The 15,596-nt window shown below is 63.4% G+C and carries 20 protein-coding genes; 14 read left to right on the top strand and 6 right to left on the bottom strand.

What is annotated here, in order from left to right; all coding sequences use genetic code 11:
• Nucleotides 1-359: 359 nt before the first annotated feature.
• Nucleotides 360-1,007, bottom strand: a complete 648-nt coding sequence (locus tag C2L66_RS23740) for a response regulator (RefSeq protein WP_054935053.1) — start codon at nucleotides 1,005-1,007, stop codon at nucleotides 360-362.
• Between the two features lie 552 nt (nucleotides 1,008-1,559).
• Here C2L66_RS23740 and C2L66_RS23735 point away from each other — a divergent pair.
• Entirely contained in the window at nucleotides 1,560-2,018 is a 459-nt protein-coding gene (locus tag C2L66_RS23735) for a universal stress protein (protein WP_060606286.1), read from the top strand.
• A gap of 133 nt (nucleotides 2,019-2,151) precedes the next feature.
• Here C2L66_RS23735 and C2L66_RS23730 read toward each other — a convergent pair whose 3' ends face one another.
• The 3 genes from C2L66_RS23730 to C2L66_RS23720 are packed head-to-tail and all read right to left on the bottom strand — an operon-like array spanning nucleotide 2,152 to nucleotide 4,341.
• Nucleotides 2,152-2,985 (bottom strand): universal stress protein, encoded by an 834-nt coding sequence (locus C2L66_RS23730; RefSeq protein WP_060606289.1) that lies wholly within the window; start codon nucleotides 2,983-2,985, stop codon nucleotides 2,152-2,154.
• The gene (locus C2L66_RS23725) at nucleotides 2,982-3,485 is read right to left on the bottom strand and encodes a universal stress protein (protein ID WP_060606291.1); all 504 of its coding nucleotides are present in this window, start codon (nucleotides 3,483-3,485) and stop codon (nucleotides 2,982-2,984) included. The genes C2L66_RS23730 and C2L66_RS23725 overlap by 4 nt, the downstream gene beginning before the upstream one ends.
• Before the next feature lie 16 nt (nucleotides 3,486-3,501).
• The gene (locus tag C2L66_RS23720) at nucleotides 3,502-4,341 is read right to left on the bottom strand and encodes a universal stress protein (protein ID WP_060606293.1); all 840 of its coding nucleotides are present in this window, start codon (nucleotides 4,339-4,341) and stop codon (nucleotides 3,502-3,504) included.
• Nucleotides 4,342-4,546: 205 nt separating this feature from the next.
• Between C2L66_RS23720 and C2L66_RS23715 the strand changes: the two genes are divergently transcribed.
• The 3 genes from C2L66_RS23715 to C2L66_RS23705 are packed head-to-tail and all read left to right on the top strand — an operon-like array spanning nucleotide 4,547 to nucleotide 6,381.
• Entirely contained in the window at nucleotides 4,547-5,050 is a 504-nt protein-coding gene (locus C2L66_RS23715) for a hypothetical protein (protein WP_054935041.1), read from the top strand.
• 1 nt (nucleotide 5,051) lies between these two features.
• The gene (locus tag C2L66_RS23710; protein WP_060606296.1) at nucleotides 5,052-5,798 is read left to right on the top strand and encodes a beta-ketoacyl-ACP reductase; all 747 of its coding nucleotides are present in this window, start codon (nucleotides 5,052-5,054) and stop codon (nucleotides 5,796-5,798) included.
• A gap of 52 nt (nucleotides 5,799-5,850) precedes the next feature.
• A complete protein-coding gene (locus C2L66_RS23705) occupies nucleotides 5,851-6,381 on the top strand; it encodes a flavodoxin family protein (RefSeq protein WP_060607264.1) in 531 nt (176 codons plus the stop codon).
• A gap of 78 nt (nucleotides 6,382-6,459) precedes the next feature.
• On the opposite strand, the gene adhP is transcribed toward C2L66_RS23705, so the two are convergent.
• The gene (gene adhP / locus C2L66_RS23700; RefSeq protein WP_054935039.1) at nucleotides 6,460-7,485 is read right to left on the bottom strand and encodes an alcohol dehydrogenase AdhP; all 1,026 of its coding nucleotides are present in this window, start codon (nucleotides 7,483-7,485) and stop codon (nucleotides 6,460-6,462) included.
• A 96-nt stretch (nucleotides 7,486-7,581) separates the two neighbouring features.
• Nucleotides 7,582-8,196, bottom strand: coding sequence for a LemA family protein (locus tag C2L66_RS23695; RefSeq protein WP_060606304.1), 615 nt, complete (start codon nucleotides 8,194-8,196; stop codon nucleotides 7,582-7,584).
• A 203-nt stretch (nucleotides 8,197-8,399) separates the two neighbouring features.
• Here C2L66_RS23695 and atpD point away from each other — a divergent pair, with 203 nt between their 5' ends.
• Genes atpD through C2L66_RS23645 form a run of 10 tightly spaced genes read left to right on the top strand, consistent with a single transcriptional unit; the run spans nucleotide 8,400 to nucleotide 15,468 of the window.
• Nucleotides 8,400-9,866: a F0F1 ATP synthase subunit beta gene (gene atpD, locus C2L66_RS23690; RefSeq protein ID WP_060606307.1), complete on the top strand. Its 1,467-nt coding sequence runs from the start codon at nucleotides 8,400-8,402 to the stop codon at nucleotides 9,864-9,866.
• Between the two features lie 15 nt (nucleotides 9,867-9,881).
• Complete coding sequence (locus C2L66_RS23685) at nucleotides 9,882-10,313, top strand: F0F1 ATP synthase subunit epsilon (RefSeq protein ID WP_054935050.1); 432 nt, start codon at nucleotides 9,882-9,884, stop codon at nucleotides 10,311-10,313.
• Entirely contained in the window at nucleotides 10,310-10,624 is a 315-nt protein-coding gene (locus tag C2L66_RS23680; protein WP_060606309.1) for an AtpZ/AtpI family protein, read from the top strand. Before C2L66_RS23685 ends, C2L66_RS23680 begins: the two co-directional genes overlap by 4 nt.
• Nucleotides 10,617-10,910, top strand: a complete 294-nt coding sequence (locus C2L66_RS23675; protein WP_054935035.1) for an N-ATPase subunit AtpR — start codon at nucleotides 10,617-10,619, stop codon at nucleotides 10,908-10,910. Before C2L66_RS23680 ends, C2L66_RS23675 begins: the two co-directional genes overlap by 8 nt.
• Nucleotides 10,907-11,605 (top strand): F0F1 ATP synthase subunit A, encoded by a 699-nt coding sequence (locus tag C2L66_RS23670; RefSeq protein ID WP_060606312.1) that lies wholly within the window; start codon nucleotides 10,907-10,909, stop codon nucleotides 11,603-11,605. The genes C2L66_RS23675 and C2L66_RS23670 overlap by 4 nt, the downstream gene beginning before the upstream one ends.
• Entirely contained in the window at nucleotides 11,602-11,847 is a 246-nt protein-coding gene (locus C2L66_RS23665) for a F0F1 ATP synthase subunit C (protein WP_054935033.1), read from the top strand. Before C2L66_RS23670 ends, C2L66_RS23665 begins: the two co-directional genes overlap by 4 nt.
• Before the next feature lie 7 nt (nucleotides 11,848-11,854).
• Nucleotides 11,855-12,598 (top strand): F0F1 ATP synthase subunit B family protein, encoded by a 744-nt coding sequence (locus C2L66_RS23660; RefSeq protein ID WP_060606315.1) that lies wholly within the window; start codon nucleotides 11,855-11,857, stop codon nucleotides 12,596-12,598.
• Nucleotides 12,585-14,138 carry a F0F1 ATP synthase subunit alpha gene (locus tag C2L66_RS23655; protein ID WP_060606323.1) on the top strand — a complete coding sequence of 518 codons (1,554 nt, stop codon included), beginning with the start codon at nucleotides 12,585-12,587 and terminating at the stop codon, nucleotides 14,136-14,138. Before C2L66_RS23660 ends, C2L66_RS23655 begins: the two co-directional genes overlap by 14 nt.
• Complete coding sequence (locus tag C2L66_RS23650) at nucleotides 14,135-15,025, top strand: F0F1 ATP synthase subunit gamma (protein ID WP_054935030.1); 891 nt, start codon at nucleotides 14,135-14,137, stop codon at nucleotides 15,023-15,025. Before C2L66_RS23655 ends, C2L66_RS23650 begins: the two co-directional genes overlap by 4 nt.
• Nucleotides 15,013-15,468 carry a hypothetical protein gene (locus C2L66_RS23645; protein WP_060606327.1) on the top strand — a complete coding sequence of 152 codons (456 nt, stop codon included), beginning with the start codon at nucleotides 15,013-15,015 and terminating at the stop codon, nucleotides 15,466-15,468. Before C2L66_RS23650 ends, C2L66_RS23645 begins: the two co-directional genes overlap by 13 nt.
• The last annotated feature ends 128 nt before the right edge of the window (nucleotides 15,469-15,596 follow it).

Here is a 15,596-nt window from a genome sequence, read left to right as displayed (position 1 = left end):
TGGGCAGTCGGCGAAAGCATCATCGTCTCCTCTTTGCTCAGTTGTGCGCGCGTGACGCGTTAATGATCGAGGCAGTTGTACGGAGCGCCTTGGTGTGCGCGGATACCTCGCACAGGAGAGGTGTCCCTGCTGTTGCGAGCAATCGTTGTTAGTTGGGTGTTGTGTTCAGGACGAGCGCGGCGCAAAGGTAACGCAATCGCACTTGGCATGTCAGTCGTGGTACCGACATGACCTTCTCCATGTGAACCAGTATCGGCGGACGTATCTCAAAAATACATCGGTGTTGCTTTAAGACGAGATAGGAATGCCGGCAGTGCTGTAGGAAAAATCCTAGTCAGATTGGCACGGGCGTGCGATCTTCAGAGGTCGTCCTCGTCGTCGATGAGCTTGTTGCGTATTGCATAGCGTACGAGGGCGTTTTCGTTGGGCATCTCCATCTTCTCGAGGATGCGGGTCTTGTGGGTGCTGACGGTCTTGACGCTCAGGCAGAGCTCATTTGCAATCTCGGTGATGCTCTGGCCGGCGACGATGCGCCGGAAGATGTCGAACTCGCGGTCGGAAAGCTTGTGGTGCGGCAACGCGTCCACGGGTTCGTTCAGATTCTGGGCGAAGCGTTCGGCCATCGAAAGACTGATATAAACGCCGCCCGAAGCGACTTTTGTGACGGCGCCGACGAGCTCGGTGCTCGCGCTTTCCTTCGTCAGGTAGCCTGACGCGCCGGCCTTAAAGGCTCGCACGGCGTACTGCTGCTCCGCGTGCATGGTTAGCACGAGGATGCGCAACGACGGTTTCTCGTCCTTGATCTGCTTGATGAGTTCAATGCCGTTGCGCCCAGGCATCGACAGGTCGAGAACCAGCACATTCGCATCATTGTTCCGGACTAACGCAATGGTCGTCACGGCGTCCCAAGCCTCGCCAGCGATGTCGAACCCGCTTGCACTCCGGAGAATATGGCGCAATCCATCACGCACGAGCGTGTGATCGTCTGCAAGCAGAACCTTGATCATGACGGAATCTCTCCGTGTTGAACGGACAGCAGTAGGAACGTCACGAATATCGAAAAATCTGTGTTCTGCGCGGTCTCGATCTGCGCGACACCGCGAGGCATGTGCCGTTCGTACACGCTGGTAAGTGCAACAGTCGAATCGACGGTTCCTCGCATACGGCGCAAATGCCTCATGACGCCACGTTGGCAACGCGAGTTCGCACGACATCCGCTAGCACGGACTGCTCGATCGCGAACAGTTGCTAACCCGGACGTTCATGCAGGTCCCCGCGTGGCGGGTATCTGTGCTGTTTTACATATGTTCTGACGATTAGCCTGAAACACCCGCCATTCAGCCCGAGACCGCTCAGGCTCATATTCAATTTTACGCGTTCGGCGGCGTCGCGCAGCGTCAGCCGCCGCAGTCGGGAGTTCGCAGAATGTTCGGCATGCGCACTTGAGGTTTGGGCAGCCGTTGACGTGAGTCAAGTTCAACGGAGCGAGCAGGACCACACTGTCAATTACCTTCAATCCGCGCCTTTCCGGGCAGCGGCATATTGGACGGAGGTGGACCATGTATGAACGAATCGTCGTCGCGCTCGACGACAGCGCTTGCGCGCAGCGCGCGCTAGGAGAAGCCGTGCGGCTGGCCAAACTGTCGCATGGGGTCGTGGAGGTGCTGTCCGTCGTGGATAGAGGCAAGTGGCCGGCGGAAGGCGACAACGCATATGGCCTCGAGCCTGAGACGCGTATCGCCGCGAGCATTGCCAGCAGGGTCTTCGAAGGGGCAGAGCAGGTGTTGCGCGAAGCCGGCGTGCGCGGAACCGTGCGGGCCATCGACGCATACGGTGAAAACGTTTCCACGGTTTTGGCGCGGGCCGCTGATGAATGCGACGCCGACGTCATCGTGATTGGCACGCACGGAAGGCGTGGCACGCGGCGGCTTTTGCTCGGCAGTGTCGCCGAGTCGGTTTTGCGTGCTACGCAAAAGCCGGTGCTCGTCGTGCGGCACGATTCAACCCATCTCCCGTAAATTCGGGCGGCCTGCGCTTTCGGAGGGAGCGGTGCGTAGCCCGTCTGAATGCGTGTTGTCGTGGACGCCTACTTGCCGGCGAGGCGGATGACCTTCGGAGCACGTTGTTGTCACCGCCACGCCGGGCGCCCTTTCAATGGGACATCAGCACCGGTATGGTCATCGATCCGAGCATTGTCTGCGTGACGCCGCCGAATACCCGCTCACGCGCACGGGAATGCCCGTAAGCGCCCATCACGATCAGATCGAAGTGTAGATCCGACGCGCGAGCGAGCAGCGATGCGCCCGTTCTTGTGGCGGGACGGGGCGGAGTCAGCGAAAACGACGCGTTGACGCCGTGGCTGTCCAGCCACGCTGCGACATCGATTCCGACGGGTGCCTCCGAATGCGCTTCGGCTCGTTGTACGATGTCGACCGACACGTAACGCGCCGCCTTGAGTAACGGAAGCGCGTCCGCTACGGCGCGCGCCGCTTCGCGGCTGCCGTCCCAGGCGACCAGGATATTTTCTCCCGGCGAGTTCACGGTGCCGGCATGAGGAATCACGAGCGCCGGACGGCCCGCGTCGAGGACCAGACTGCCGACGAACTTTGGGGCAACGTACGACGCTGCATCCCGTGGATCGTCCTGACCGAGTATCAGCAGATCTGCATGGCGAGCATGCAGGGTGGCCACCTCCAGGGCAGGGCCACGTGGCGCTCGCCATTCGATGCTGCGGTGGCCGGAACGCTCCGCAGCGGCGAGGAAGGCGTCGTGCGCGCTCTGCTGGCGCTCGGCCAGCTGTGCTTCGAACGCGGCGAACGACGCACGATCGTCCTGCGGGAACGATCGCCTGAATGTGTCGGTGGACACGGCGTACAGCCCGATCAGGTGAGCATCCCAGCGCCGCCCAAGATCGAGCGCCAGCGCCATCCGGATCGGGGTGTGGCGACTATCGTCGATATGGACGAGCAGCGTTTTGTAGCTCATGTCAATGCCTTTTCATTGGACGTTGCAGCAGCGGAACCGGCGGGAAGATCGGCGGCACGTGCCGGAATCATCAGCACGGGGCAGGCTGCGCTTCGTAGCACGCGTTCCGCGACGCTTCCCAGCACGAGACGCCGGAAGCCACGCCGGCCATGCGTGCCCATGACGATCAGATCGGCATGCCATTGCGCGGCCATCGCGTTGATGCGATGCGCGACGTCCTCGCCGGGCGGCGTGACCTCGACGACTTGCGGCGTGCCCGTCACGCCGCGCTTTTCAAGGCGAGCCCTGGCATCCGATGAGATGCGCTTGCCTTCTTCTTCGAAGGCGTCCCGGATGATGGATGGATCGAAGCCGGGTGCGTCGTAGGCGATCACGGGCACGTCGATCACGTACAGCGGCAACAACTGCGCCCCATGTTCCACAGCGAGCTTCAATGCTGTATCGAGCGCGCGCGACGCCGTGTCGCTACCGTCGAGTGCAACGAGTATGCGGCTATACATGGCACCTCTCCCAAGGTTAGTGCGAGAACAGAACGGGGACTGTCATCGACCGGAGGAGCGTGCGCGTCGCGCCGCCCATCACCAGTTCCCGCAAACGCGTGTGCGCGTACGCGCCCATTACGATCATGTCGCAGTCAAGGTCGGAGGCCTGAGAGAGCAGGACGTCTCCGACTGGCGTGTCACGTTCGGCGGCGACTTCGCGGACCTCGACTTTCACGCCATGACGTGCCAGCGTCACCGCGATATCGGCCCCGGGAATGCGCGGGCAATCCGGCGCGTCCCGTTCCGCGTTGACGGTAATCAGCGTCACTTTCCTGGCGTGCGACAGAAAAGGCAGCGCATCGTGAACCGCACGTGTCGCTTCGCGGCTTCCGTCCCATGCGATGAGAATGTGCTTGCCGCATTCCGTGAAAGAGCCGCTCGACGGCACCACCAGCACGGGACGCCCCGCTGCCATCACCAGATTCTCGATGAACTGCTCGGCGACGAACGACTCGGGATCGTCCAGATCGGTCTGGCCTGCGACGACCAGGTCGGCAAGGCGCGCGTATGGCGGCATGACATCGTTCGCATAGCCGGTTGTCGCGATCCACCGTCCCTCAATCTGGTTACGCGTGAGCGCTGCGTGAAAGTGATGCTGGAGCGTCGCGCAGCGGTCTTCCCGTTGCCGCTCGTGCTCGACGTAGTAACCGACGGTGCCAGCCATGACGAAGAGCGCATGCGGATCTGGTGTAAAGGTGCACAGGACGCCCGTGAGTTTTGCGTGGAAGCGATGCGCGAACTGCAACGCCAGTTCGAGACGGGACTGCGCATGCGTGCCCGTGTCCAGGTGAACGAGAATGCTTGGGTAGCTCATCGCCAAGGCTCCAGGTGTCGATACGGAGAAGCGGGCGCACACCCGCGGTGCAATTGAGTCTATGAGGCGATCCGCCGCGGCGGTTGATGCAGATCAAGGCTCGGGATCCGGGAAGTCGGCTTGATGCAGGTCAATCTATTCCGGTGATGCGCAGCTAGATTAGGGAGAGGAGCTTTTGCCATTCACCGACTGTGGAGCATTGATCATGAAGCGAGAATCCGATGCTGTTGCGCCGCTCGAATTGTGCCGCGCGGAACTGGCAGCGCCCTTACACGTGACCGAGGTTGCCGAAGACTGGTGTCGCGATCTCAACACGTTGGCCGGCCGGATATTTGCGCGCGATCGCGATGCCCTGCGCCGTGTCGAAACGGCGCTGTCACGTTCGGGCGACGGGTACGGTCTGATCAGTGCGATCCAGTCAGCGACACGGCAATACACGAACGAAAGTTTCTCGATATGGGGCGATGCATGCATGCAGATGGCGAGGCGTCAGGCGGAATTCGTTGAGGCGCTTACCTCTGGGTCCGGCGCATGGCGTGCGTTCTGCTTTTCCCCGCTGCAGAAACTGCCCGGCATCGAGGCGCCCATCGGCAGCTTTAGTGCGTGGTTGCGGGCATGTCAGGACGCGATCGTTCATGGCGCTGCACCGTCGCCCGAGGAGCATGCAACTCAATCGCCTGTCCATCAGGCAACGGGCACGGGAGTCTGACATGGAAACAGCACGTGTGGCGTTCATCACGGGCGGCATGGGCGGGCTTGGGACAGCGATCAGCAGGGCGCTGTACGATGCCGGCATCACAGTGGCCATGTCTTACTCGATGCGAAATGACCACGTTGCGACGTGGTTGATGAAAGAGCGTGATCTGGGCCGTAACTTTCACGCGTATGAAGCCGATGTCACCGATTACGATTCGTGCGAGCGTTGCGCAAAACGCGTACTCGATGAGTTGAAGAAGGTCGATATCCTCATCAACAATGCCGGCATCACACGCGACGCGACGTTTGCCCGTATGAGCAAGGCTGATTGGGATGTAGTGCTGCGCACCGATCTCGATGGACTGTTCAACATGTCCAAGCAGTTTCTGCCAGGCATGGTCGAGCGTGGCTATGGACGTATTGTCAATGTCGGTTCGGTGAACGGTTCACGTGGTGCCTTCGGACAAGCCAATTATTCGGCTGCGAAGTCGGGGGTGCATGGTTTCACGAAGTCGTTGGCGCTGGAAGTCGCGAAGCGCGGTATCACGGTGAATACGGTGTCGCCGGGGTATCTGGCAACAGCGATGGTTCAGGCCGTCCCCCACGACGTCATGGAAACGAAGATTCTGCCGCAGATACCTGTTGGGCGGCTCGGACGTCCAGAAGAGGTCGCAGCACTCGTGGCGTTTCTCTGCTCCGATGAAGCGGCGTTCATGACGGGCGCCAATCTCGCCATCAACGGCGGGATGCACATGGAATGAATCCGGCGTCGCCGTTATCGCCAGATCGCCGCCACGACCCATGGAGACCGACGTGTCCGAACCTCGCAGCACGATACTTGTGGTGTATTTCTCACGCACCGGCACGACGCGTCGAATCGCGGAGATGCTGGCGGCGGAACTTGGCGCCGATATCGAACCCATCTGTGAGCAGGGCGGGAACGCGTCGCGCGCGGGCGCGCGCGGCTATCTGCGTTCACTGATCGACGCGCTGTGCCGGCGTCGGGTCAGGATCATGCCCGCGTTGCACGATCCATCGGGCTACGAACTGGTCGTGATGGGTTCTCCCGTATGGGCCAGCCATGCTTCGGCACCTGCGTTGGCATGGCTCGCCGAGCATGGCGCACAGATCCGGAGCCTCGCGCTGTTCTGCTGTCTCGGCGGCAGCGGGGCAAAGCCTGCGCTGGAGCAACTCGCGGGTACGGCGCATCAGACGCCTGTCGCAACATGTGCAATTACCACGCACGACGTGCATCAGCGGATCGATGGCGAGCTGCGTCAGAGCTTCGCGCGGAAAATCAGGCACAAGCTGGCCACCCGGCTGGAAGCAGAATGGGGCGTGTGAAGAGTGAGCACGGCGCGTCCATCCGTATCGGACAGGGACAGGCGTCGCTGAATCGTTCACGACGCCTGTCCTCGCAAGCTAGTCGAGCGCCATCACGACGCGCCCATCGACAGTTCCCTCACGCAATTGCCCGAACACCTTGTTGATGTTTTCAAGGCGGTCGCGATGGATATGCGCACGGACACTGCCCTGTGCAGCAAAATCCAGCGACTCCTGCAAATCGCGACGCGTGCCGACGATCGAACCACGCACCGTGATGCCATTGAGCACGGTTGAGAAGATCGGCAACGGAAAGTCGCCGGGCGGCAGGCCGTTCAACGCAACCGTTCCGCCACGCCGTACCATGCCGAGTGCCTGTGCAAATGCGCTGCGCGATACGGCTGTTACCAGCACGCCATGGGCTCCGCCGATTTCCTTCTGGATCGTGGCCGCGGGGTCCGTCGTGTTCGCATTGATCGTGAGCTTCGCGCCCAGTTTGCGTGCGAGCGCCAGCTTTTCTTCCGAGATGTCGACGGCGACGACGTGCAGGCCCATCGCGATCGCATACTGCACGGCGACGTGACCCAGGCCGCCAATGCCTGAAATGGCCAGCCACTGGCCAGGACGCGTGTCTGTCACGCGAATGCCTTTATAGACGGTGACACCGGCGCAGAGAATGGGAGCGATTTCGTCGAATGCGACGTTGTCGGGCAGGTGTCCGACGTAGTTCGGATCGGCGAGCACATATTCCGCATATCCGCCGTTGACCGAGTAGCCGGTGTTTTGCTGGTCGTGACAAAGCGTTTCCCAGCCGCTCAGGCAATGCTCGCAGTAGCCGCAGGCCGTATAGAGCCACGGCACGCCCACCCGGTCGCCTTCCTTCACGTTCCTCACGCCGCTGCCGACGGCCGCGACATAGCCCACGCCTTCATGGCCCGGAATGAAGGGCAAGGACGGCTTGACGGGCCAGTCTCCGTCGGCTGCATGCAGATCGGTATGACAGACGCCCGACGCCTTGATATTGACCAGAATCTGGCCCGGCCCGACCTCGGGAACAGGGACTTCCTCGATACTCAGCGGCGCACCGAACTGATGAACGACGGCGGCCTTCATGTGACGCGTCATGTTTTGCTCCTTCAAAAGAATACCGCTGCGGCAGGGATCCACAGCAGTGACAGCAGATGGCACGCCGCACAGAGAGGCGTCGTGCGCGCGACCGCGCTAGACACGCAGCGAACCGCGTAGTGCGCCGAAGTCCGTGCGGGGCCGGCGGTGCACGGGCGAACCGTCGCGCACCGAGAAGGTTGGCTTCCCGGCATCGGCATGAATGGCTTGCGCGAGGCTAAATGGAAAGTCATGCAGCGAAGCGTTGTAGCGCCGCGCAGCACTGTCGTAGCCATCGCGCGCAGCCGCGATGCGTCCCGCCGACGTCGCGAGGCGTGCCTGAAGCTGACGAAAGCGCGGCGTCACGCTCAGCCTGTGCACGGATTCGCACGCGACCATCAATTGCGACATCGCGTCCGTCAACTGACGTTGTGCAACATCGAAGCGCGCGAATAACGCTGGCGCCTCGACGAATTCCGGCGTCGCATGCAGCGCGGCGACACTCGAGCGGGCACTGGCGATATCCGCGAGTACGGACGAACCCGTTGGCAGGTAGGGGCGTGCCAGCGCTGTCGCTTCGTCGGCCAGTGAAAGACGGTCGTTATACAGATCGAGAACCTCGGAGAATGCCGCCTGCGCTTCGTCATTGCGTACATGCGGGCGATCTGTGCCGCAGCCCGCAAGCACACAGAAAGCGAACAGGAGAGGAATGAACAGAAGGGACTTCGTCATCGCGCATCGCTCATTGGAGATCAGTCCTGTCGAGCGTAGAACGGTTCACGCCCCGGCCATTGATCCCTGTCAACCGGTTCACGATTAGAAAGCTTTTCCGGCGGCATTCGAGAGAATCGGGCTGTCGTTGATCAGGATCAGTTTTGACACGCAGCGGGCCGTTATCTTGAAGGGGTTCATGAATTCGCTATGGAGCGGAAAACGTGTCGATCCAGCATGGTGAAAACGACGGGCAGGCCGGCACAGCCCCGGCGGCCGGGCGGGTGATCGCGGTGCGCGGCGCCGTCATCGATGTCGATTTCACCGGGCAAACGCTACCCGCCGTCGATACGGCCATGTTCGTATCGGTGGCAGCCGGCCGGCAGGTGCTCGTCGAAGTACAGGCGCACGTCAGCGATACCGTCGTGCGGGCACTTGCCTTGCAGGCGACGGCGGGCATTGCGCGTGGCATGCCGGCGCATGCGACGGGCCGCGCGATCGAGGTTCCCGTCGGCACGTGCGTGCTTGGCCGGCTTCTGGATGTGGCTGGCTCACTGTGCGATTCGCAAGGTCCGCTGCCGGACGGTGTCGAGCGCCGCGCCATCCACCGGCCGCCGCCCGCGTTGTCCGTCCAGCGGGGCGCCACCCGGCTTTTTTCGACGGGCATCAAGATCATCGATCTGCTGACGCCGCTCGCGCACGGCGGCAAGGCAGCCATGTTCGGCGGCGCGGGCGTGGGAAAGACCGTGCTCGTGATGGAACTGATTCACGCGATGGCCGAGCAGCACGGCGGCATCTCGGTTTTCGCGGGCGTAGGCGAGCGTTCGCGGGAAGGCCACGAGATGCTCTCGGACATGCGCAGCTCGGGCGTGTTGCCGCGCGCGGTGCTCGTCTATGGGCAAATGAATGAGCCGCCGGGCGCCCGCTGGCGGGTGCCGCTCACCGCATTGACCGTCGCGGAGTACTTCCGCGACGAGCGCAAACAGAACGTCTTGCTGCTGATGGACAACGTATTCCGCTTCGTGCAGGCGGGTGCCGAAGTATCGGGGCTGCTCGGGCGCATGCCGTCGCGGGTGGGTTATCAGCCCACGCTCGCGAGCGAGGTCGCGGCGCTTCAGGAGCGCATCGCGTCGGTGGGCGAAGCGGCCGTGACGGCCATCGAAGCCGTCTACGTTCCCGCCGACGATTTCACCGACCCGGCCGTGACGACGATTTCGTCGCACGTCGACAGCATGGTGGTTCTGTCGCGCTCGCTTGCGGCGGAAGGCATGTACCCTGCGGTCGATCCCGTCGCCTCGACGTCGATCCTGCTCGATGCGCTCGTCGTGGGCGATGACCATGCCGCTATTGCCAATGCCGTGCGGCGCGTCATCGAACGTCAGCGCGAATTGCAGGATGTGATCGCGCTCCTCGGCATCGAGGAACTCGGCGCCGAGGACCGTCAGCTCGTACAACGCGCGCGCCGCCTGCAACGCTTTCTGACGCAGCCCTTCGCGGTCACGGAGGCGTTCTCGGGGCAGCCCGGCCGGTCCGTCGCACTGGCCGACACGCTCGCCGGATGCAAGGCGATTCTCGACGGCGAATGCGACGACTGGCAAGAGCGTTCGTTGTACATGGTCGGTACGCTCGACGAGGCGCGCGAGCGAGAGATGCGCAGCCGGCAAGACGCGGACGTGCGCGCCGCGGCCTGACGGGAGAAAGTGAACGTGCCGCTCACCACGCTGACACTGACCATCGCGACGCCCAGCGAAGTGGTGGTCGACACGCTCGCTATCCGTTCGTTGCGTGCGGAAGACGAGAGCGGCGCTTTCGGCATCCGGGTGGGGCACGCGGACATGGTGACATTGTTGAGCGCGTCAGTGGTGCGCTGGACGACACCCGACGGCAATGAACAGTTTTGCGCGGTGGATGGCGGCGTTCTGATCGTATCGAATGGAACGACGGTTTCTCTGGCTTGCCGTGAAGCGGAACCGGGAGACTCGCTGGCGGGGCTCGAAGCGCAAGTGCATCGGGCGCGCGCGAACCGTCTCGATGCGATCCGCCGCGCCCGGGTCGAGCAGACACGCATTCATGCACAGGCCGTGCGGCAGATGTTGCGCTACCTGAGTCCGCAGAAAACACGGGGAGAGTTCGAATGACCGGGCAACCTCCGGACGATGCCGGTCAAAAGGACGGCATGGCAAATGCTGCGCGCCGCGCCGCGCAGCGCGATGTGCTCGCGCGGGATGAACCGGAACCCTCGCTTGCCGCACGGCTTGGACAGATCGGGATTCTTGGCTGGACGATTGTCTTGCCGACACTCGCCTGTCTCGCATTGGGCCGCTGGCTCGACCGAATGGCAGGAACGAAGGTGTTTTTTTCGGCGCCGTTGCTGATGATCGGCGCCGCGCTCGGACTGTGGTCCGCATGGAAGTGGATGCACCGACAGCAAGGGAGGAAGCGTGACTGATACTGTTTTTGGCGGTCTGCATGGCGCGCTGGCGCTTGCCGCAATCGGACTGGCGGTCGGGTTGCTGGCGGGAGGTGTCCACTTCGCTTCGTTGCGCTGGAACGCAGCATGTTTTGCAACGGGGCGCACCCGCTTCGCACTGGCGATCCAGGTCGCGCGTCTCGCCGTATCGGCGGCTCTTTTTTTCGCGTTGGCGAAAGCGGGCGCGTTCGCGCTGTTGGGCGGAGCAGCGGGTTTCATCTGGACCCGCAGCGTTGCGCTTGCGCTTCACCGGGTCGAAGCATGATGCACTCGCCATTGACAACCGAGCCGCTGATACACGCCGGCCCCATCGCGATCACGGCGCCCGTGATCGTGACGTGGGCGATCATCGCGAGCCTGGCCGTCGTGTCGGCGCTGCTTACACGCAGGCTATCGCTCGAACCTTCCCGCACGCAGACGGCGCTCGAACTGCTGGTCGAGACGATCGATGCGCAGATTCGCGACACGATGCAAACGGGACCCGCGCCTTATCGCTCGCTGGTCGGCACGCTGTTCGTGTTCGTGCTGGTGGCGAACTGGTCATCGCTCGTACCTGGTATCGAGCCGCCGACTGCCCATCTGGAAACCGATGCTGCGCTCGCGCTGGTCGTGTTCTTCGCCACCATCGTGCATGGCGTGCGCACGCGCGGCATGCGCGGCTACCTGGCAACGTTCGCCGAGCCCACGTGGGTGATGATTCCCCTCAATGTAGTCGAGCAGATCACGCGGACTTTCTCGCTCGTGGTGCGTCTGTTCGGCAATGTGATGAGCGGCGTGTTCGTCGTGGGCATCGTGCTGTCGCTTGCCGGGATGCTCGTTCCGATTCCCCTGATGGCGCTGGACCTGCTGACGGGCGCCGTGCAGGCCTACATCTTCGCCGTGCTTGCGATGGTCTTTATCGGCGCCGCGGTTGGCGAAGCGCATCTTCCCGTTCACAACAAGCAAAAGGGACAGACATGAACCTGATTGAAATCGTCAGCATCGCCGCTGCCGCGCTGGCTGTGTCGTTCGGCGCAATCGGCCCGGCACTCGCGGAGGGCCGCGCAGTGGCGGCCGCGATGGATGCCATCGCGCGGCAGCCGGATGCAGCGGGCACGGTGTCGCGCACGCTGTTCGTCGGACTCGCGATGATCGAAACGATGGCGATTTACTGCCTTGTGATCGCGTTGCTGCTGCTGTTCGCCAATCCCTTTGTGAAGTAGCGCGAAGATGAAGATCGACTGGTCGACGCTCCTCTTGCAGACCGTCAATGTGCTGGTGCTGGTCTGGCTGCTCGGGCGCTTTCTGTTTCGGCCCATCGCGCGGATCATCGCCGAGCGCCAGGCGCAAGCTGTGTCGATGCTGCGCGACGCGGAGGCCGCGCGGCTCGCAGCTCAGCAAGAGCAAGCCGCGATGACGGCCGAGCATGCCGGGCTTGCCGCACACCGGGCCGACGCCATGGCGCAGGCTAGCGACGACGCGTCGAAGCAGCGCGCCGTGCTGGTCGCAGCGGCACAGGAAGACGCTGCCCGGCTGCGCGAGCAGGCCGCTGCGGAGATCGGGCAGGAGCGGCAGGCCCATGACGAGGCGGCGTCGGTGCGTGCGGTGCACCTGGCGGTCGATATCGCGGGCAAGCTTCTCGAGCGCGTGCCGGATGCGCTGCGCGTGATGCCGTTCGTCGACGGCCTCGCAGACGGTGTACTCAGGCTGTCGCCCGCTGCGCGGGACGACATGTCGGCGGGCGGCGCGTTGCAGTTGATCGTGCCGCGCGCGTTGACGGGCGACGAGCAAGCCGCCTGCGAAGCTGCGCTCGCCGCCGTGCTTGGGCGGCCAATTGCGCTGCGCACGCAGATCGAGCCAGCGCTGATCGCGGGCCTCGAACTGGCCGGCACGCATGCCGTCGTGCGCAATAGCTGGCGAGACCAGCTCGAACAGATTCGATCGGGACTACAGGGCGACGATGGACGCACGTAACGACACGGACGACACCTGGCTGACATCGAAACGTCACACACTCGCAGCCATCGAACTCGAAGCGCGCGCGACGGGCATTGGCCGCGTGGAGCAGATTGCCGACGGCATCGCCTTCGTGTCGGGTTTGCCCGATGTCGCGCTCGACGAACTCGTCGATATCGAATGCGGCGTCGCCGGATATGTGCATGCCCTCGACGTCGGCGTGCCGAGCGTGGTCTTGCTCGACAGCAGCGGCGGCGTGAAAGCCGGTATGCGTGTGACCCGCAGAGGCACCGTGCTCGATGTGCCTGTTGGCGAATCGCTGCTCGGCCGAGTGGTGGATCCGCTTGGCAGACCGCTGGACGGCGGCGGCCTGATCCAGGCAGAGGGGCGCTTGCCCATCGAACGCCCGGCGCCCGCGATTGTCGCCCGCGATTTCGTCAGCGAGCCGCTGGAAACCGGCGTGCTCATCGTCGACGCATTGTTCGCCGTCGGGCGCGGTCAACGGGAACTGATCATCGGGGACCGTGCGACGGGCAAGACGTCGCTCGCAGTCGATGCCATCGTGAACCAGAAGCATGGCGACGTGATCTGCGTGTATGTCGCAGTCGGTCAACGCTCGACGGCCGTGCAGCGTGTCGTCGATGCAATCCGGCAGTACGGTGCGCCGGAACGCTGCATCGTCGTGGTTGCGTCGGCGGCGTCGCCGCCAGGCTTGCAGTGGATCGCGCCGTTCGCGGGTTTCTCGATCGCCGAGTATTTTCGCGACCGCGGGCAGCATGCGCTGATTGTCATCGACGACCTGACCAAACATGCGGCAACGCATCGCGAACTCGCGTTGCTGACGCGCGAGCCACCCGGCCGTGAGGCATATCCGGGCGATATCTTCTACCTGCATGCGCGTCTGCTCGAACGTGCGGCGAAACTGTCGGCGGAGTTGGGCGGCGGCTCGCTGACTGCGCTGCCGATTGCCGAGACCGAGGCGGGCAATCTGTCGGCCTATATTCCCACTAACCTGATTTCGATTACCGATGGCCAGGTCGTGCTCGACGCCGGTCTGTTCGCCGCGAACCAGCGGCCGGCTGTCGATGTGGGCCTCAGCGTCAGCCGTGTCGGCGGGAAGGCGCAGCATCCCGCGCTTCGCGACGTGGCGGGCCGCTTGCGGCTGGAGTATGCGCAGTTCCTCGAGCTGGAAGTGTTCAGCCGCTTTGGCGGACTGGCGGACGCCCGGGTGACGGCACAGATCGAGCGTGGCAGACGGATACGTGCGCTTTTTGCGCAACCGCGCTTCGCCGCGTTGCGCACGGTCGATCAGATTGCCTTGCTGGTAGCGCTCGCTGATGGCCTGTTCGACGGCGCGCCGCTCGATGCACTTGCGCGAACAAGGCAAAAGCTCAAGGCGCTGGATATCGCGCAGGCACTTGCGGGCGATGCTGGCGGGTTGCGTGGTTCGCTCGATGCTGCGCAGCGTCAGCGCCTGTCGGACGTGTTGCGCGACATTATCGGCCGCGCCCGCGACGAACTTGTCGCCGATGCGACACCGAAGGGAGCGCCGCGATGACCAGCAAACTGAGCGAAATCGACAGCCGGATCGCTGCGGCACATCAGCTGGATGCCGTCATCGGCGCGATGCGCGGTATGGCAGCGGCGCGGGAGCGCGAAGCGCAGGAACGGCTGGCAGGCATCCGCTCCGTCGCCGTGACGGTGGGCGAAGCGATCGCCATGGTGCTGGCGGCCGCGCCGGCGCAGTCGGCGCGCGAGCCTGGACCGCGACCAGAGCGCGCACAGATCCTGATCGTGCTGTGCACCGAGCAAGGGTTCGTGGGCGGATTCAACGAGCGGCTTTGGGAACGGGTGGAGGATTTCCTGTCGCATACGCAAGCCGAGCTTTTTGTCGTCGGCACGCGAGGCATGTTGCTCGCCGACGAACGCGGGATGTCCTGCGTGTGGTCCGCGCCGATGGCGAGCCACGCGAACGACGTGGCAAGAACCGCCGGCGCGATCAGCGACGCCGTGTTCGCACGTTTCGGCGACCATGCCGTCTCGGCGGTATGGTTGATGCATGCCGTACCCGTGTCGGGGGCCCACGACAACATCGTGACGAGACGGCTCGTACCCTTCGATTTCGAACGGTTCAAGCTGGCTTCGACACGGCCGCCGCCTGTGCTGACGCTGCCTTTCGACAGGCTGCTGACGGGACTCGCAGAACGCTATGTCTATGTGCAGCTATGCGAGAGCCTCATGCTCTCCTTTGCCGCCGAAAACCTGGCGCGCATGAACGCGATGCTCGCTGCCAGCGATCACGTGGCGGCAAAACTCGAAACGCTGGTGCGAGAGTCGCGCATCGTGCGTCAGGACGAGATTACTTCCGAGATCGTCGAACTCGCGACGACAGCGGCGCGGACGCCAATGCAATCGGGCGCGCAGGGGGCATCATGGCACGGATGAATATCGGGCTGTGCATTGCTCTTGTCGGATCGGCATGGCTTGCAGCGTGTGCAACGGCGTCGCACGAAACGCTGTTTCGCGCTGAGGAGGTCGAGCTCTTCAGGGCTCGCCAGCAAGCGAGCATCGTCTGCGCAACGGCAGCCGCCTGCGATGACGCATGGACTCGCACAAGAACGTACATTGCAGGGCACTCCGCGACGCGCATCGTGCAGGCCGACGATGCCGTGATTCAGACGGCGTTTCCCCATGCGTTCGGCTTCGTCTATCTGGCCGCGTCGAAAGACCCGGACGGCGAAGGCGGCGCTGCCATCCGGCTGAAGGCGATGTGCCGCGGCATGTACGACAGCGACGGCAACGCCGGGCTGCTGTATTCGACGTGCGCAAAATCGGTCATTTCGGTGGAGGCGGGTTTCAGGGCGTGGCTGGAGAAGCGGAGCGACTGATCCCGGCTCCGCCGAAGCCAATGTCTTCCGGGCGCCCGGGCCACTCCCAGACTCAGCAAACAGGCCGCCTGGATTAGGAATTTTCCTATTGCTCGAAAGCAATTACTACGTTCGTTTAAAGTCCCTCT

This window comes from Paraburkholderia caribensis, from assembly GCF_002902945.1.
Classification (GTDB): domain Bacteria; phylum Pseudomonadota; class Gammaproteobacteria; order Burkholderiales; family Burkholderiaceae; genus Paraburkholderia; species Paraburkholderia caribensis.
This window is presented reverse-complemented; position numbering and strand designations above follow the sequence as displayed.

Bases quoted from the DNA above. Each gene is read 5' to 3' on its own strand.
- C2L66_RS23740 (WP_054935053.1), bottom strand. From the start codon at position 1,007: ATGATCAAGGTTCTGCTTGCAGACGATCACACGCTCGTGCGTGATGGA.
- C2L66_RS23735 (WP_060606286.1), top strand. From the start codon at position 1,560: ATGTATGAACGAATCGTCGTCGCGCTCGACGACAGCGCTTGCGCGCAG.
- C2L66_RS23730 (WP_060606289.1), bottom strand. From the start codon at position 2,985: ATGAGCTACAAAACGCTGCTCGTCCATATCGACGATAGTCGCCACACC.
- C2L66_RS23725 (WP_060606291.1), bottom strand. From the start codon at position 3,485: ATGTATAGCCGCATACTCGTTGCACTCGACGGTAGCGACACGGCGTCG.
- C2L66_RS23720 (WP_060606293.1), bottom strand. From the start codon at position 4,341: ATGAGCTACCCAAGCATTCTCGTTCACCTGGACACGGGCACGCATGCG.
- C2L66_RS23715 (WP_054935041.1), top strand. From the start codon at position 4,547: ATGAAGCGAGAATCCGATGCTGTTGCGCCGCTCGAATTGTGCCGCGCG.
- C2L66_RS23710 (WP_060606296.1), top strand. From the start codon at position 5,052: ATGGAAACAGCACGTGTGGCGTTCATCACGGGCGGCATGGGCGGGCTT.
- adhP (WP_054935039.1), bottom strand. From the start codon at position 7,485: ATGACGCGTCACATGAAGGCCGCCGTCGTTCATCAGTTCGGTGCGCCG.
- C2L66_RS23695 (WP_060606304.1), bottom strand. From the start codon at position 8,196: ATGACGAAGTCCCTTCTGTTCATTCCTCTCCTGTTCGCTTTCTGTGTG.
- C2L66_RS23680 (WP_060606309.1), top strand. From the start codon at position 10,310: ATGACCGGGCAACCTCCGGACGATGCCGGTCAAAAGGACGGCATGGCA.
- C2L66_RS23670 (WP_060606312.1), top strand. From the start codon at position 10,907: ATGATGCACTCGCCATTGACAACCGAGCCGCTGATACACGCCGGCCCC.
- C2L66_RS23665 (WP_054935033.1), top strand. From the start codon at position 11,602: ATGAACCTGATTGAAATCGTCAGCATCGCCGCTGCCGCGCTGGCTGTG.
- C2L66_RS23660 (WP_060606315.1), top strand. From the start codon at position 11,855: ATGAAGATCGACTGGTCGACGCTCCTCTTGCAGACCGTCAATGTGCTG.
- C2L66_RS23655 (WP_060606323.1), top strand. From the start codon at position 12,585: ATGGACGCACGTAACGACACGGACGACACCTGGCTGACATCGAAACGT.
- C2L66_RS23650 (WP_054935030.1), top strand. From the start codon at position 14,135: ATGACCAGCAAACTGAGCGAAATCGACAGCCGGATCGCTGCGGCACAT.
- C2L66_RS23645 (WP_060606327.1), top strand. From the start codon at position 15,013: ATGGCACGGATGAATATCGGGCTGTGCATTGCTCTTGTCGGATCGGCA.